At 66.7% G+C, this 14,299-nt stretch carries 12 protein-coding genes and 1 riboswitch; of the genes, 7 read left to right on the top strand and 5 right to left on the bottom strand.

Annotated features, from left to right (window positions below; translation table 11 throughout):
- The first annotated feature begins 19 nt into the window (after window positions 1-19).
- The 4 genes from soxB to B2W55_RS28415 all read left to right on the top strand — a co-directional run bounded on the left by soxB (window position 20) and on the right by B2W55_RS28415 (window position 3,983).
- The gene (gene soxB, locus B2W55_RS28430; protein WP_024578765.1) at window positions 20-1,768 is read left to right on the top strand and encodes a thiosulfohydrolase SoxB; all 1,749 of its coding nucleotides are present in this window, start codon (window positions 20-22) and stop codon (window positions 1,766-1,768) included.
- Window positions 1,765-2,220 carry a hypothetical protein gene (locus tag B2W55_RS28425; RefSeq protein WP_024578764.1) on the top strand — a complete coding sequence of 152 codons (456 nt, stop codon included), beginning with the start codon at window positions 1,765-1,767 and terminating at the stop codon, window positions 2,218-2,220. The genes soxB and B2W55_RS28425 overlap by 4 nt, the downstream gene beginning before the upstream one ends.
- A 9-nt stretch (window positions 2,221-2,229) precedes the next feature.
- Complete coding sequence (locus tag B2W55_RS28420) at window positions 2,230-2,673, top strand: DsrE family protein (protein ID WP_024578763.1); 444 nt, start codon at window positions 2,230-2,232, stop codon at window positions 2,671-2,673.
- Window positions 2,674-2,942: 269 nt separating this feature from the next.
- Window positions 2,943-3,983, top strand: a complete 1,041-nt coding sequence (locus B2W55_RS28415; protein WP_024578762.1) for an MBL fold metallo-hydrolase — start codon at window positions 2,943-2,945, stop codon at window positions 3,981-3,983.
- A 206-nt stretch (window positions 3,984-4,189) separates the two neighbouring features.
- Here B2W55_RS28415 and B2W55_RS28410 read toward each other — a convergent pair whose 3' ends face one another.
- The 3 genes from B2W55_RS28410 to B2W55_RS28400 are packed head-to-tail and all read right to left on the bottom strand — an operon-like array spanning window position 4,190 to window position 6,836.
- Window positions 4,190-5,023 (bottom strand): ABC transporter substrate-binding protein, encoded by an 834-nt coding sequence (locus tag B2W55_RS28410; RefSeq protein ID WP_024578761.1) that lies wholly within the window; start codon window positions 5,021-5,023, stop codon window positions 4,190-4,192.
- Window positions 5,023-5,796: an ABC transporter ATP-binding protein gene (locus tag B2W55_RS28405; RefSeq protein WP_024578760.1), complete on the bottom strand. Its 774-nt coding sequence runs from the start codon at window positions 5,794-5,796 to the stop codon at window positions 5,023-5,025. The genes B2W55_RS28410 and B2W55_RS28405 overlap by 1 nt, the downstream gene beginning before the upstream one ends.
- Window positions 5,793-6,836 carry a FecCD family ABC transporter permease gene (locus B2W55_RS28400; protein WP_029878747.1) on the bottom strand — a complete coding sequence of 348 codons (1,044 nt, stop codon included), beginning with the start codon at window positions 6,834-6,836 and terminating at the stop codon, window positions 5,793-5,795. Before B2W55_RS28400 ends, B2W55_RS28405 begins: the two co-directional genes overlap by 4 nt.
- A gap of 112 nt (window positions 6,837-6,948) precedes the next feature.
- A riboswitch (cobalamin riboswitch) is annotated at window positions 6,949-7,146 on the top strand.
- Between the two features lie 167 nt (window positions 7,147-7,313).
- Here B2W55_RS28400 and B2W55_RS28395 point away from each other — a divergent pair.
- Together B2W55_RS28395 and B2W55_RS28390 are read left to right on the top strand one after the other, a co-directional pair.
- Complete coding sequence (locus B2W55_RS28395; RefSeq protein WP_244442112.1) at window positions 7,314-9,527, top strand: TonB-dependent receptor; 2,214 nt, start codon at window positions 7,314-7,316, stop codon at window positions 9,525-9,527.
- 119 nt (window positions 9,528-9,646) lie between these two features.
- Complete coding sequence (locus B2W55_RS28390) at window positions 9,647-9,808, top strand: hypothetical protein (protein ID WP_168200236.1); 162 nt, start codon at window positions 9,647-9,649, stop codon at window positions 9,806-9,808.
- A gap of 104 nt (window positions 9,809-9,912) precedes the next feature.
- Here B2W55_RS28390 and B2W55_RS28385 read toward each other — a convergent pair whose 3' ends face one another.
- The gene (locus B2W55_RS28385) at window positions 9,913-11,202 is read right to left on the bottom strand and encodes a hypothetical protein (protein ID WP_024578757.1); all 1,290 of its coding nucleotides are present in this window, start codon (window positions 11,200-11,202) and stop codon (window positions 9,913-9,915) included.
- Window positions 11,203-11,430: 228 nt separating this feature from the next.
- Between B2W55_RS28385 and B2W55_RS28380 the strand changes: the two genes are divergently transcribed.
- Window positions 11,431-12,654, top strand: coding sequence for an MFS transporter (locus tag B2W55_RS28380; RefSeq protein ID WP_024578756.1), 1,224 nt, complete (start codon window positions 11,431-11,433; stop codon window positions 12,652-12,654).
- 42 nt (window positions 12,655-12,696) lie between these two features.
- Here the strand turns inward: B2W55_RS28380 and B2W55_RS28375 are convergent, their stop codons facing one another.
- A complete protein-coding gene (locus B2W55_RS28375; RefSeq protein WP_024578755.1) occupies window positions 12,697-14,265 on the bottom strand; it encodes a CYTH and CHAD domain-containing protein in 1,569 nt (522 codons plus the stop codon).
- Window positions 14,266-14,299: the final 34 nt, after the last annotated feature.

Here is a 14,299-nt window from a genome sequence, read left to right as displayed (position 1 = left end):
GGGCCGCGCGGAGAAAGTAATGATCATCCGCCGCCGGGATTTCCTGAGAGCGACCGCCGCCGCAACGCTGACGGCCGGCCTGCCCCGTCTTGCGCGCAGCGCCGATACCGCGAGCGTCTACGACCTCGAACGCTTCGGTAACGCGCGCATCCTGCACACGACCGACACCCATGCGCAGCTGAAGCCGGTGTTCTTCCGCGAGCCCAGCGTCAATCTCGGCGTCGGTGCGATGGCCGGCCAGCCGCCGCACCTGGTCGGCAAGGCGTTCCTCGACCGCTTCGGCATCCGACCCGACAGCGCCGACGCTTACGCCTTTACCTGCGTCGAGTTCGAGAAGGCCGCCGGCCGGTTCGGCCGGCTCGGCGGCTTTGCGCATCTGAAGACGCTGGTCGACAAGCTGCGCGCCGATGTCGGCGACAAGCGCTCGATCCTGCTCGACGGCGGCGATCTCTGGCAGGGCACCGGGCTTGCCAACGCGATGAACGGCGCCGACATGGTGGAGGCCGCCAACCTGCTCGGCATCGAGGCGATGACCGGGCATTGGGAATTCACCTATGGCGAGCAGGTGCTGCGCGACAATCTCGCCCGCTTCAAGGGCGAGTTCCTGGCGCAGAACGTATTCCTGACCGAGGAAGCCGCATTCAACGACGCCAAGGCGTTCGATCCGGCCTCCGGGCGCGTGTTCAAGCCATCCGTCATCAAGGAGATCGGCGGCCATCGCATCGCGATCATCGGCCAGGCCTTCCCCTATGTGCCGATCGCCCACCCCAAGCGCTTCACGCCGGATTGGACCTTCGGCATCCGCGACGAGGAGCTGCAAAAGCTCGTCGACGGCCATCGCAACAACGACAAGGTCGAGGCGGTGATCCTGCTGTCGCATAACGGCATGGATGTCGACCTCAAGCTGGCTAGTCGCGTCACCGGCATCGACGTGATCCTCGGCGGCCACACCCATGACGCGATCCCGCTGCCGATCACGGTGACCAATGCCGGCGGCGTCACGCTGGTCACCAATGCCGGCTCCAACGGCAAGTTCATCGGCGTGCTCGATCTCGACCTCGCCAAGGGCAAGGTCGCCAATCTGCGCTACCGGCTGCTGCCGGTGTTTGCCGAGCTCCTGAAGCCCGATCCGACGATGCAGGCGTTGATCGACAAGATGCGCGACCCGCATGTCGACGAATGGAGCGACAAGCTCGGCGCCGCCGACCGCCTGCTCTATCGCCGCGGCAATTTCTCCGGCACCGTCGACCAGTTGATCTGCGACGCGCTGCTGAACGAGCTCAACGCCGAGATCGCTCTGTCGCCCGGCTTCCGCTGGGGTCTCACCACGCTCGCCGGCCAGCCGCTGACCATGGAAGACGTGCTGGCGGAAACCGCGATCACCTATCCGGAGACCTACGTCGCCACCATGACCGGCGGCCAGATCAAGGACGTGCTCGAAGACGTCTGCGATAATCTGTTCAACGTCGACCCTTATTATCAGCAGGGCGGCGACATGGTACGCGTCGGCGGCCTCGCCTACACCTGCACGCCGGGCGAGAGCGTCGGAAAGCGCATCACCGAGCTCAAGCTTCGCAACGGCAGGCATCTCGAAGCCGGCAAGCACTACAAGGTCGCGGGCTGGGCCTCGGTCAACCAGCAGAGCGGCGCGCCGGTCTGGGACGTCGTGGCCAAGCATCTGCGCTCCGGCCGGCCGCCGAACCGCGACGAGCCCGGCGTGACGCTGAAGGGCGTCGACGACAATCCCGGCATCACGAGGCTCGGATGACGCGGCGGGCGCTGATCGCGGCATTCGGCCTGGCGGCGCTCGCGCTCACGGCACCGCTGGCCCGCGCCCAGCTGGCGCCATTGCAGGACAAGCCGTTCGCCGAGCACAAGATCGTGCTGCAACTCTCCGACAGCGATTCGAAGAAGCAGGGCCTCGTGATCAGCGTCGCCAACAACCTGATGAAGCATTACGACCCCGACAAGGTCGCGGTCGAGATCGTCGCCTTCGGCCCCGGCATCGAGCTGCTCAAGCCCGACAATCCAAATCGCAAGCTGGTCGAGAGCCTGGTTGCGCAGGGCGCCCGCGTCGACATCTGCCTCAACACCGTCGACACCATTGAGCGCGACACCGGCAAGCGGCCGGACTACATCGCCGCCGCCACGCCCGTCCAGGTCGGCGTCGCGCAGATTTTGCTGCTCACCGAAAACGGCTACACGCTGGTCCGCCCCTAGGAGTTCGCCATGCTTCGCCGTCTCGTCACCGCCGCCCTGCTCTCGCTCGCCTTCGCAACCGGCGCGCTCGCCGCCGACAAGCCGCACCGCATCGCGATCCAGGTCGACCAGAACGATCCGCAGATCATGAACCTCGCGCTCAACAACGCCACCAACGTGATCGAATATTACCGCGCGAAGAATGAGGACGTGGAAGTCGACATCGTGACCTACGGCCCCGGCCTGCACATGCTGCGCAGCGATACCTCGCCGGTGCAGGACCGCATCAGGCGGCTGAAGGATTTGGTGTTTCCCGGCAAGATCCAGTTCTCGGCCTGCAACAACACCAAGCAGGGCATGGAGAAGGCCGAGGGCCACGCGATCTCCGTCGTCCCCGACGCCACCATCGTACCGTCGGGCGTGGTGCACCTGATGGAGTTGCAGGAGCAGGGCTGGAGCTACGTCCGGCCCTGAGCGCCCAAGACCATAACCCGTCATCCTGAGGAGCGCGTAGCGCGTCTCGAAGGATGAACGGCCCCGATGCTTCAGCGCACTGCAAGCCTGTCGCCGGAAAGAGCCGGGCCATCAACCCTTCGAGACGCCGCTTCGCGGCTCCTCAGGGTGACGGGGACGGATTGGGGTGACGGATACGGAGTCGCACGGGGATGGATTTGCTTTGAATGCACCCTATCTATGGAATAATATCCTCTCCACGACTCGACCCGGAGAACAGGTAAGCCGTCATGATCTTTCGCCAGCTGTTCGACAGCGTGTCCGGCACCTACAGCTATCTGCTCGCGAGCCGCGCCGGCGGCGAGGCGCTGATCCTCGATCCGGTGCTGGAGAAGGCCGATCGCTACTGCAAGCTGTTGCAGGAACTCGACCTCCGGCTGGTCAAGGCCGTCGACACCCATCTGCACGCCGATCACGTCACCGGCCTCGGCGAGCTGCGCGACCGCACCCAGTGCATCACCATCATGGGCGAGCAGAGCAAGGCCGACGTGGTCTCGATGCGGGTCTCCGACGGCGACAAAGTGACGATCGAGGGGCTTTGTCTCGAGGCCATGTACACGCCCGGCCACACCGACGATTCCTACAGCTACCTGATGGGCGACCGCGTCTTCACCGGCGACACGCTGCTGATCCGCGGCACCGGCCGCACCGACTTCCAGAACGGCAGCGCGCGGGCGCAGTATGATTCGATCTTCAACCGCCTCTTGAGGCTGCCGGAAGAGACCATGGTGTTCCCCGCGCATGACTACAAGGGCGACACCGTCTCCACCATCGGCGAGGAGAAGCGCCACAATCCGCGGCTGCAAGTCAAATCGATCGACGACTATGTCGAGCTGATGAACAACCTCAACCTGCCGAATCCGAAGCTGATGGACGTCGTGGTGCCCGCCAACATGCATGTCGGCCTGCACCAGGACGAGCTCGCCAGGGAGGGGCTCTCGCTCAACGCGCGCGACGCCATCGCGAGCCTCGGCCGGCCCGATGTGCTGCTGGTCGACCTGCGCGAGAGCGGCGAGCGCGCCAAGCACGGTATGCTCGCCGGCGCCCTGCACGCGCCCTATCCTGGAATCTGCGCCACCCTACAGCCCGGCGGCATGCTGCGCGAAGTCGCCGCCGCGACCGGCCGCCGCGTCGTGTTCTTCTGCGCCTTCGGCGAGCGCTCCGCGATGGCGGTAGCCGCCGCCAAGAAAGCCGGACTGACCAACACCGCCCATATCGAAGGCGGCATCGATGCCTGGAAGAAGGCCGGCGGGCCGGTGCTGATGGGATGATCGGCTAACCGTTGGCCGTCGCACAACATCTCTCACCGTCACCCTGATGAGCGCGCAGCGCGTCTCGAAGGGCGACGGCCCAACTCCTTCCGCGAGCGCTTGGAAATATCCGGGCCGTGCATCCTTCGAGGCTCGCCCAGCGGCGCAATTGCGCCGCAAGGCTCGCACCTCAGGATGACGGGACTTGGACGGCTGACTTGATTGGCCTACCGCGTCACGCGCTGCAATTCCGCCGTCAGCCAGTCCAGCGCATCCGCCAGCATCACGCCGCCGCACACCGTGAGCCGCTCGGGCAACACGATGCGCTTCTCCCTCGGATAGAAGCGCTCCAGCGCCGGGTGCAACAGGAAGGCGCGGCCCTCGTCCTCGGCGCGATCGCCGGCCTCCGACACCAGGATGAAATCCGGCCGCAGTTTGACGATCGCCTCCAGCGACGCGAATCCTCCGGCGCCGAGGCCGAGCTCGCCGGCGACATTGGTGAGGCCGGTTGCCGTCAGCAGCGAACTGATCAGGCTGCTGTCGCCCGAGACGAAGCCGCGCCGCTCCAGCGGCAGCACGCGGTAATGATGCACGCTCGCCACCGCCCGCACTCGCGCGATGGCTGCGTCGAGCCGCGCGACCTCGGCCTGCGCGCGATCCGGATGTTGCAGCACGTCGCCCATCGCCCGGATCTGGTCCTTCACCTCGTCCAGCGTGCGCGGCACGGTGAATTCGACGAGATGCAGCCCGTTCGCCTTCAACAGATCGCGTGTCGCGCGCTTGTCGAACAGGCTGACCACGACGAGATCGGGCCTGAGCAGCAAAACATCCTCGGCCCCGCCGGACAGCAGCGGATAGTTGCGCGCCTTGTCGGCGGCCCAGGATTGCCAGGCATCGCGGGCGAAGCGGCTGAGCCCGAGGATTTGGTCGGGATCGGCCAGCGACAGCACCAGCTGGTCGCTACAGACATTCATCGAGACGACGCGCGGCCCCGCTGCGGACACGGCGCTGGCCGAGATGAGCCATGCCGCCGCCGTGACTGCGAGCCACCGCATCCTCATCAGACATCCGCCCACGGCACGATCACCGCTTCGCGCTGAAACTCCGCGCGAAAGGCGCTGACCCGGAACACGCTGGCCAGAACGCGCTCCGACAATGCCGCATCAGGCGCGCCTTGCGCCGCGAGCCGTCCCTCCGACAGCACCAGCACCTGATCGGTAAACCGCGCGGCCAGGCCGAGGTCGTGGGTCACCACGATCACCAGCACACCAGTGTCGGCGACGCTGCGCAGCTTCTGCATCACGTCGATCTGGTGGCGCGGATCGAGCGAGGCAGTCGGCTCGTCGGCGAGGATGACCGGCGCCTCCACCGCAAGCACCCGGGCCAGCGCGACCCGGCTGCGTTCGCCGCCGGAGAGCTCGGTGACGCGGCGATCGCCGAACTCCATGACGTCAACCGCCTGCATCGCCCGCAACACCGCGTCCATGTCCTGCGGCGACAGCCGTGCTGGATCGGTCGCGCCATGCGGATAGCGGCCGAGCGCGACGATATCCCGCGCCGGCAATGGCCAGTGCACCAGGTGGCCCTGCGGCAGATAGGCGAAACGCTTCGCGCGTTCGCGCAACGACAGCGACGCCAAGGCATCGCCGTCGATCCGGATCTCGCCATCGGAGGGAATCAGTCCGGCGAGCGCGCGCAGCAGCGTGGTCTTGCCGGCGCCGTTCGGACCGACCAGCGCGACCAGATGGCCCGCGGCCAGCGACAGCGAGATATCGCGCAGCACCTCGCGATGGCCGAGTGACGCATGGAGACCGCTGGCAGTGAGCAATGTCATGCCACGCCCCCGCCGAGCGCGCGGCGTTCGCGCATGATCAGATAGAGGAAGAACGGCACGCCGATGATCGAGGTCAGCACGCCGACCTTGATGTCCGAGGTGGAGGGGATGATACGCACCGCGATATCGGCGCCGAGCAACAGCGCCGAGCCGGTGAGCGCGCTCGGCACCAACAGCCGCGCCGGATCGTGGCCGATCACCGGTCGCATCAGATGCGGCGCGACGAGCCCGATGAAGCCGATGGTGCCTGTGACGGCGACCGCGCCGCCGACGCCGAGCGCAACGCCGGTGATGACGAGGAGCCGCAACCTTCCGACGTCGACGCCGAGACTTTGCGCGGCCTCCTCGCCGAGCGTCAGCGCGCGGAACGCACTGGCCTGGCTGAGCAGGATGGCGGCGCCCGCGACGATGAAGGGCAGCGCCAGCGCGACGTGCTGGAAGCTGCGGTCCTCGAGCGAACCAAGCAGCCAGAACGCAATCTCCAGCACCACGAAAGGATTGCTCGAGAGATTCATCACCAGCGCCGTGGCGGCGCCGGCGAAGCTCGATATCGCGAGCCCTGCGAGGATCAGGATCAACAGCCCGGCATTGCGGCCGGCGATCGCGAGCAACGCGAACACCGAGCCGAAGGCGGCGATGATCGCCACCACCGGCAGCGCGTAGGAGCGCACATCGGCGAGGCCGAGCGCGATCACCAGCACCGCGCCGAATGCCGCCGATTGCGGCGCGCCGAACAGCGATGGCGACGCCAGCGGATTGCGCAGCAAGCCTTGCAATGCCGCGCCGGACAGCCCGAGAATGCCGCCGATCGCGAACGCCAGGATGGTACGCGGCAAGCGGATCTCGCGCACGATCACCTGCGCGACGTCGCTGCCGCCGCCGAACAGCGCCTCGATCACCGCGAGCGGCGACAACCGCACCGGACCGACGCCGAGCGAAACCACCAGCAGCAGCACGACGAGCGCGAGCAGCGCCGTGGTGGCACCCCACCGGCGCCGCGCCGCGACCTCGGCCGCCAAGGCAAAATCCTGCACGCTCATCCAATCCATGCTCTTACAGCGATCGCCGTGGCAGACAAGCGACACTCGATAAAAACCGTGACCGCCTCGCCGCCGCCGGACGCCCGCCGGATTGACTTTGCTGCCCGGCCGAACGCTAGTTGAACATGACGGTTCTTTAATGAGATGAAAAGGGAATGCGGTGCGGGGAAACCTCCCCAATGCCGCGGCTGCCCCCGCAACTGTATGCGGTGAATCCTTCGTCAGATGCCACTGGGAAACTCGGTCCTGGGAAGGCGACGAAGGGTAACGACCCGCGAGCCAGGAGACCTGCCGTCAGCCGTGGTCACACGCGACGATGCCGGTCGGGGAGTACAGGCATGAGCTTCACCGGATGCCGCAAGTGCAATGGTGAGACTGGGTTCGCGGTGACGTGCCACTGACGTCATTCCGAGGCCGCACTTTATGTTTTGCTTCCCTTCCCATCGGCGCCGCCGCGCGCTTCTGCTCGCGTCGACGATGATCGCCCCTGCAATCGCCGCCTCCGCCGCGCGGGCGCAGCAAGTCCCGTCTCCCGATCAGCTCCCGGCCATCGAGGTCGCCAAACCGAACGACCAGAACGTCACGCGCGCCAAGCCGGCCGCCGACGAAGCGCCGGCGCCGCGCCGCCCGGCGCCGGGCACCTCCCAGAGCAGCGATGCCGGCAGCGGCGCCGGATCGAATTCGACCGGAACCGCACCGGCCACCGGAACGGGCGGCAACGGCGGCGGACGCCAGTTCGCCGGTATCGTCGGCTCGTCCTCGACCGTGATCACGGCCGACGACATCGCGCATTCGCCGGTGCAGTCGCTGCCGGAAATCCTTGCCCAGGTGCCGGGCGTACAACTGCAAACGCTCTATGGCGGCCCGAACGGCGCCAAGACTGCGGTCGATCTGCGCGGCTTCGGCGCCTTCGCCTCCGACAACACCCTGTTCCTGCTCAATGGCCGCCGCCTCAACGACGTCGACAAGGCCGGCTTCGACCTCACCACGATCCCGCTCGATTCGATCGCGCGCATCGAGATCAGCCGCGGCAATAGCGGCGCCGTGCTCTACGGCGACAACGCGGTGGGCGGCGTCGTCAACATCATCACCAAGACCGGCGCCGGCGGCCCGCCAGCCACGATCAAAGCCGAGGGCGGCGTCGGCTCGTTCAACACGCGGATGGCCGCGATCTCCGCAGCACTCAATTCGGGGCCGTGGTCGACCTCGTTCTATGGCAACGGCATCAAGTCCGACGGCTACCGCGCCAACAATGCGCTCGACCAGCGCAACGCGGTCGGCAACGTCAACTACAACACGTCGGACCTCTCTGCCTTCCTGACCGTCACCGGCAGCGATCAGAAGCTTGGTCTCCCCGGCGGACGGCTGGTCGATCCGTCGATCGGCGTCAACGAGTTGCAGACCGACCGCAGGGGCACCAGCACGCCGTTCGACTACGCCAACCAGCAGACATCAAGCGTCACCGCCGGCTTCACCAAGACGTTGATGAACGGCGTCGACCTCATCGTCGACGGCGGCTGGCGGCAGCGTGACACCCAGAGCGGCTTCTTCGGCACCGTGCCGACCATCAGCTTTGCCTCGACCTACAACGATGCGGCGTTGCAGACATGGTCGATCACGCCGCGGCTCAGCATCAAGAACGTGGCCTTCGGAATGCCGTCGACGATCCTGACCGGTATCGACTATTACGACTCGACCTTCCGCGAGGCGCGCGGCGCCTACCAGGGCGTCGACCCCTACCACATCTACAACATCGAGCAGCAGACCGTCGCCGGATACTGGCAGCATACGCTGGGACTGCTGCCGACCACCGATGTCTCCTACGGCGCGCGCGTCCAGAATACCAGCGTCTCGGCACGCGACCGCTACGACCCGAACGCGCCGTTCGCGTTCGATACGCAGGCGGCTCCGCTCGACAGCAACGAGACGCAATATGCGCTGCATGTCGGCGTCGAGCATCGCTTCACCGACACCTTCTCGGTGTTCGGCCGCGCCGCCCGCGCCTTCCGCACCCCCGATGTCGACGAGCGCGTCGCATCCGGCCCGTCGTTCGATCCGGTGACGTTCGCGCCGATCCCGCAGAACTTCCAGCTCAAGACCCAGACCTCGGAGGACGTCGAGGGCGGCTTCCGGGTCAAGACCAATCGCTTCCAGGTCCAGACCAGCGTCTATCTGATGGATCTCGAGAACGAGATTCATTTCAACCCGGTGCTGTTCTACAACGTCAACCTCGATCCGACCCGCCGCTACGGTTCCGAGACCAGCGCTTCGCTCAAGGTCAGCGACACCGTGACCCTGCGCGGCGGCATGGCGGTCACCCGCGCCGTCTTCCGCGAAGGCATGTGGGCCGGCAACGACGTGCCGCTGGTGTCGCGCTACACCGGCAATATCGGCATCACCTGGAATATCTGGCAGAACTACCTGGTGTTCGACGCCACGGCGCGGGCCTGGAGCTCGCGCGTCATGGACAACGACCAGGCCAACACCCAGGGCCGGATTCCCGGCAACGCCACCGCCGACATCAAGCTGAGCGGGCAAGTCGATCGCTTCTTCTGGTCGCTCAGCGTCAACAACCTGTTCAACGCGCTGTACTACGACTACGCCATCGCGAGCTCGTTCACGGCCGGCCGCTTCTCGGCCTATCCGCTGCCCGGCCGCACCTACATGGTGAAGGCCGGCGCGACGTTCTAGGCATGCCCGGACAAAGAGCGGCGCGGGTGTGACCTCACCGCGCCGTCTCCTCACATGACGAGCGCCCACGAACTGGAGTAGAATTCCGGCGACTGATTTGACCCGCGCAGGGGAAACGCATGGCCAAGGCCGGGAAGCAGGACAAGGGCGGCACCAAGCCTGACGACAAGGCGAAGAAGCCTCCACCACCCGCAGCGCCGCCGGACGACGAGTCCTACGAGGATGGCGACATCGCCACGCCGAAGCTCGATCGCTACGGCAATGACGACGAGCCGTTGTAGGACTATCCACGATGTCGTCCTGGCGAAAGCCAGGACCCATTACCCCTGAAGCGCGCTATTGGGCACCGTGCCGCCCCGGCGTGCCACCAAACTTGTATTCGTGGTTATGGGTCCCGGCCTTCGCCGGGACGACGTGTCGAGAGATCGTGCATAAAATCCTCCCCCTCGATCGTCCTGATGCTCGCGCGGTCGAGCAGATGCGCGCCGAAGCCGCCGCGCGCCAGCGATGAGGCGATCGGCGGCGAGGCCAGCAGCAGCGCCGTCGTCATCGCCACCGGCACGGCTGAAGGCCAATCGAGCCGCACCGGCGTCAATTCCTCGGAGCTGCCGCGATAGAGACCCTTGCCCGCGGCGATGCGGCCGCATTCGCGGATCAGGTCACGCCGCGTTCCGTCGCGGGAGGCGCTGCCGAACAGCGCCTGCATCGCCAGATGGGTCCGCACCCCGGCGCGGCCGTCGGGCAGCCGCGCCGGGGTCTCGCCGAGCGAGACGCGCAGCAGCAGATCGACCAGATCGGTGCCGGCGCGATAGGCGTTGACGGGCTCGACCAGCCGCGGATTGCAGTCGATCAACAGCGGCGTCGCGCTGTCCAGCGGCATGATGACGTCGACCGAGAGCGCGCCGTGCCAGCGAAGATGCGCGCCGATGGTCTCGAGGCTGGCCCGGATCGCCGGCCGGCTCACGCTCTCCTTGATCGCCTCGCCGCCGCCGACACCGGCCGCGACCTGCCGGTAGGCGTGGAAGCCGACGAGGGCGCCGCGGCAGAACACCGACTGGGCCTTTTCGACCGTGCCGGTGATCAGATCCTGCGCCAGCACCTCGCCGGCGAAATCGCCTGACGATTCGAGATCGTAGAGCGCGCGATTGAGATCGCCGGCGTCGCGCACGAACCAGATGCCGCGGCTGGCGGTGCCGACCGAGGTCTTGACCACCGAAGGAAACCGGATCGCCGCGCGCAGCTCGTCGGCCGAGGTCACGATCCGGGTCGGCGGCTGCGGCAGGCCGAGCCGGTCGAGCAGGCGGCTGAAGCCGGCCTTGCCGTGCACCGCGCGATAGCTCGCGAAATCCGGCAGCGCGAGGCCGGTGTGCGCCTTCAGCCGGGCCTCGGAGCGGGCGAACAGGAAGCCCTGTTCATGGGTCGGCAGCAGCACATCGAAATGCCGCGCCGCCAGCAGGCGCTCGACGAAGCCGAGATAGCCGGCCGGATCCGACCGCAGCGGCGGGCAATGGTGATATTTGCGGACGAAGCGGGAATAGCGCGCCAGGCACCAGCGCGCCGGATCGCAGATCTCGACGTGATGGCCGGCCAGCCCCAGGATCGTGATCGCCTCGCGGCTGGAGGTGCTGGAGCCCTCCGACACAAGCACCCGGAGTGGCGTTCTGGCGTCGACCATGGCCGATCATCCCCGCACGGCCACAATTTGTCGCTGCATTTAATGCCGCATGTGTCGATCCGGCACGGCCGTGCCGGGGGCAGCCATGCGCCTGTGTTCATGGACAATTAGCCGCCAACCTCTATTTTCTGCCGGCCCTGCCGGGCATGGCTTCTCGACGCGTTTTGTGCATGCGAACCGGTGCCCGCTTCGCTGCAAAACGCTTACGGAACTGGGGTTTTCACGGACATGGTCGATATTCTGGCCGCACCGCAGCAAGCGAAAGCCGACAGTGCGGCGCGCACGCTGACCGGGATTTCGGTCGCCCATTGGGTCAGCCATTTCCATATCTTCGTGCTGCCGATGCTGTTTCCGTTCCTGAAGCAGCAGCTCGGTGTTGGATATGTCGAGCTCGGCCTGGCGCTCACCGTATTCGCGGTGGTCTCGGGCCTGACCCAGGCGCCGATCGGCTACCTCGCCGACCATATCGGCGCGCGCAAGATCCTGCTGATCGGGCTGACGGTCGGCGGCTGCGCGCTGATCGGGCTCGGCCTGCATCTCAGCTACACCTCGCTGATCGTCTGCGCCGTGCTGCTCGGCCTCGCCAACAGCGTCTATCATCCGGCCGACTACGCCATCCTCTCGGCCCATATGGACGAGGCACGGATGGGCCGCGCGTTCTCGATCCACACCTTTGCCGGCTTCCTCGGCGGCGCGGTGGCGCCGGCGATCATGGCGGCGCTGGTCGCCTCGGTCGGCGGCCTCGGCGCGCTGATCGTGGCCGGCGCGGTCGGCCCGCTGGTGGCGCTGTTCCTGATCGTGCTCGGCATTCCCGACGCCGGCGCCAACAAGAACAAGGCCAAGGACGACGGCTCACAGAAGGCGAGCGTGATCACGCCGGCGCTGATGGTGCTGACGGCCTTCTTCACGCTGCTCAGCCTGTCGACCTCGGGCATCAACAATTTCGGCGTGGTCGCGCTGATGGGCGGCTACGGCGCGTCGTTCTCAACCGCGAATATCGCCCTGACCGCATTCCTCGGCTCCAGCGCCGCAGGCGTGCTCGCCGGCGGCTATCTCGCCGACTGGACCCATCGTCACAGCCAGGTCGCCGCGGCCTGCTTCGCGGTCAATGCCGTGCTGGTGCTGCTGATCGCGCTGATGAACCTGCCGCCGGTGGCGCTCACGCTCGCGATGGGGCTCGCCGGATTCCTCGGCGGCGTGATCGCGCCGTCCCGCGACATGATGGTGCGCAACGCAGCACCTCCCGGAGCCGCCGGCCGCGCCTTCGGCATCGTCTCCACCGGCTTCAACTTCGGCGGCATCGCAAGCCCGCTGCTGTTCGGCTGGATCATGGACCAGCACATGCCGCATTGGGTGTTCGGCGCCTCGGTGGTCTTCATGGTGCTGACGGTGCTGCTGGCGCTGGTCACCGAGCGCAAGCCGCAGACCTCCGCGGCAGCGATCCAGGCGTAATCTGGTGAGGGCGGCCGCACGGACCGCCCGCGGCCGATAAACTCAGCGGCCCCAGAATGCGGGCGTCGCCTTGAACCGCCGCCAGCTCTTGCGCAGCGCTTTCGCGACCGCGATCTGATCGCGCGCCAGCCAGCCGGCCATCGCGCCGATGCCGAGATGCAGTGCAGGCTGGTCGTCCTGCCGGATCGTATGCAGCAGCACGCGCGTGCTGCCGATGTCGCACACCCGCCCCAGACTGTTCTGCAACCGGGCGAGCCGCTTCACATAGCGCTTCGCCGGAGCGTGGGTCGCATAAAGCGGCAGGAAGAACTCCGCCGCATAGCGCAGCTTCTTGAGGTCGATCCTGAGGGTGTGCTGCGCCTGGATATCGAGCCGCCGGAAGTGCGCGCCGCGCTTCAATGTCTTGCGATGCAACCGACCCAGAATCTGATCGGCGAGCACCGGCATCGGTTGCGACAGGACGGCCAGCGCTTCGCTGTCGATCTCGTTGCGCCAGCCGCGGCGCTCCACCAGATGCCCGAGCGAGAGCAGGAAGCGGCTGCACCGGGGATCGGCGAGCACGCTCTGCAAGGTCCCGTAGCTCGACTGCCTCTGCTGCTGAACCGCCTGGCGCAAGCCATCGAGGTCGATGTCCGGAACCGCCTTGACCAGGCGGGTGATCGTCGATTCGGCGAACACGTCCCAATCCCGGGCGCGGCCGAGTTGCCGCATCAACCACTTTGCTTCGCCGTTGATCGCCCGGAATGCCGGCGATGGAATGTCGCGCCGAAACAGTCCGCAGATCGTTCGCAGGCGGCGCAACGCCACGCGCATCTGGTGCACGCCCTCGGAGTCCGATCCCTGCTCGGCCACCGCGTGATTCTTCAGGAGATGATGCCAGCAGGAGCCCACCAGCAATGCGATGACGTCGTCGACCGCGAGCTCCGCGGTGATGCTCGACGCTTCGGCCTTCACCGCGGATGGCGCCACATCGAACGCCAGCGCATAGCCGCGCTCCGCCTTGCTGCGGGTACCGATCTGTAGCGGCGCGGCATCGAGCAATTGCGCGCCGAGGTCGAACAGGACGCCGGCATTGCCGCTCTTCAGTTCGATCTCGATTTCCGACAGCACCTCCTGGCGCGCATCGGCCTCGATCGTGCCCTCGTCGAATGCGACTTCAACCGACGCATCGGGCAGGTCGAGCTGCCGCGCGTGCCGGCGCACTTTGGTCTCGAACACCGGCACCAGCATATCATTGCTCAGCGTCGCCACGGGATCGCCGACCTCGTCCGCCGGGAACAGCGCGAGGTCAGGGGTGATCCCCGCAACCGGCATTTCCCATTGGCGCCGCAACAGCGGCTGCGCGGGATTGGGTGGAAGCTTCAGCGTCTGGACGAAGGTCTTGCCGCTGTGCCGCACGCGTAGCGACATGCCGTGCCGAAACAGCAGGCGCTCCGGCGTGTCGTAGTAGACGGTTTCCCGCCGGTGAAATGCGCCGCGGTTACGTGCATGCTGCACGATGCAGGGCGCCTCGCGTAGCTTTTCGAGGCTTCCTTGCGGCGCCAGCAGCTTGAGTTCGAATTCCGCCTGATCGCCATGCCTGATGGCAATAGCAGTGCCCGCATCGGTCACGACCGGCCGCCGTCCATTCAATGATATTGTCCCC

The organism is Bradyrhizobium sp. UBA2491, assembly GCF_002341725.1.
Classification (GTDB): Bacteria; Pseudomonadota; Alphaproteobacteria; order Rhizobiales; family Xanthobacteraceae; genus Bradyrhizobium.
Note: the sequence above shows the minus strand (reverse complement) of the source record. Positions and strands in the feature narration are given on the sequence as shown.

Excerpts from the sequence above, each read along its gene's own strand:
- B2W55_RS28405 (WP_024578760.1), bottom strand. The coding sequence starts at position 5,796 with ATGACATTGCTCACTGCCAGCGGTCTCCATGCGTCACTCGGCCATCGC.
- soxB (WP_024578765.1), top strand. The coding sequence starts at position 20 with ATGATCATCCGCCGCCGGGATTTCCTGAGAGCGACCGCCGCCGCAACG.
- B2W55_RS28410 (WP_024578761.1), bottom strand. The coding sequence starts at position 5,023 with ATGAGGATGCGGTGGCTCGCAGTCACGGCGGCGGCATGGCTCATCTCG.
- B2W55_RS28400 (WP_029878747.1), bottom strand. The coding sequence starts at position 6,836 with ATGAGCGTGCAGGATTTTGCCTTGGCGGCCGAGGTCGCGGCGCGGCGC.
- B2W55_RS28420 (WP_024578763.1), top strand. The coding sequence starts at position 2,230 with ATGCTTCGCCGTCTCGTCACCGCCGCCCTGCTCTCGCTCGCCTTCGCA.
- B2W55_RS28425 (WP_024578764.1), top strand. The coding sequence starts at position 1,765 with ATGACGCGGCGGGCGCTGATCGCGGCATTCGGCCTGGCGGCGCTCGCG.
- B2W55_RS28380 (WP_024578756.1), top strand. The coding sequence starts at position 11,431 with ATGGTCGATATTCTGGCCGCACCGCAGCAAGCGAAAGCCGACAGTGCG.
- B2W55_RS28390 (WP_168200236.1), top strand. The coding sequence starts at position 9,647 with ATGGCCAAGGCCGGGAAGCAGGACAAGGGCGGCACCAAGCCTGACGAC.
- B2W55_RS28395 (WP_244442112.1), top strand. The coding sequence starts at position 7,314 with ATGATCGCCCCTGCAATCGCCGCCTCCGCCGCGCGGGCGCAGCAAGTC.
- B2W55_RS28385 (WP_024578757.1), bottom strand. The coding sequence starts at position 11,202 with ATGGTCGACGCCAGAACGCCACTCCGGGTGCTTGTGTCGGAGGGCTCC.
- B2W55_RS28415 (WP_024578762.1), top strand. The coding sequence starts at position 2,943 with ATGATCTTTCGCCAGCTGTTCGACAGCGTGTCCGGCACCTACAGCTAT.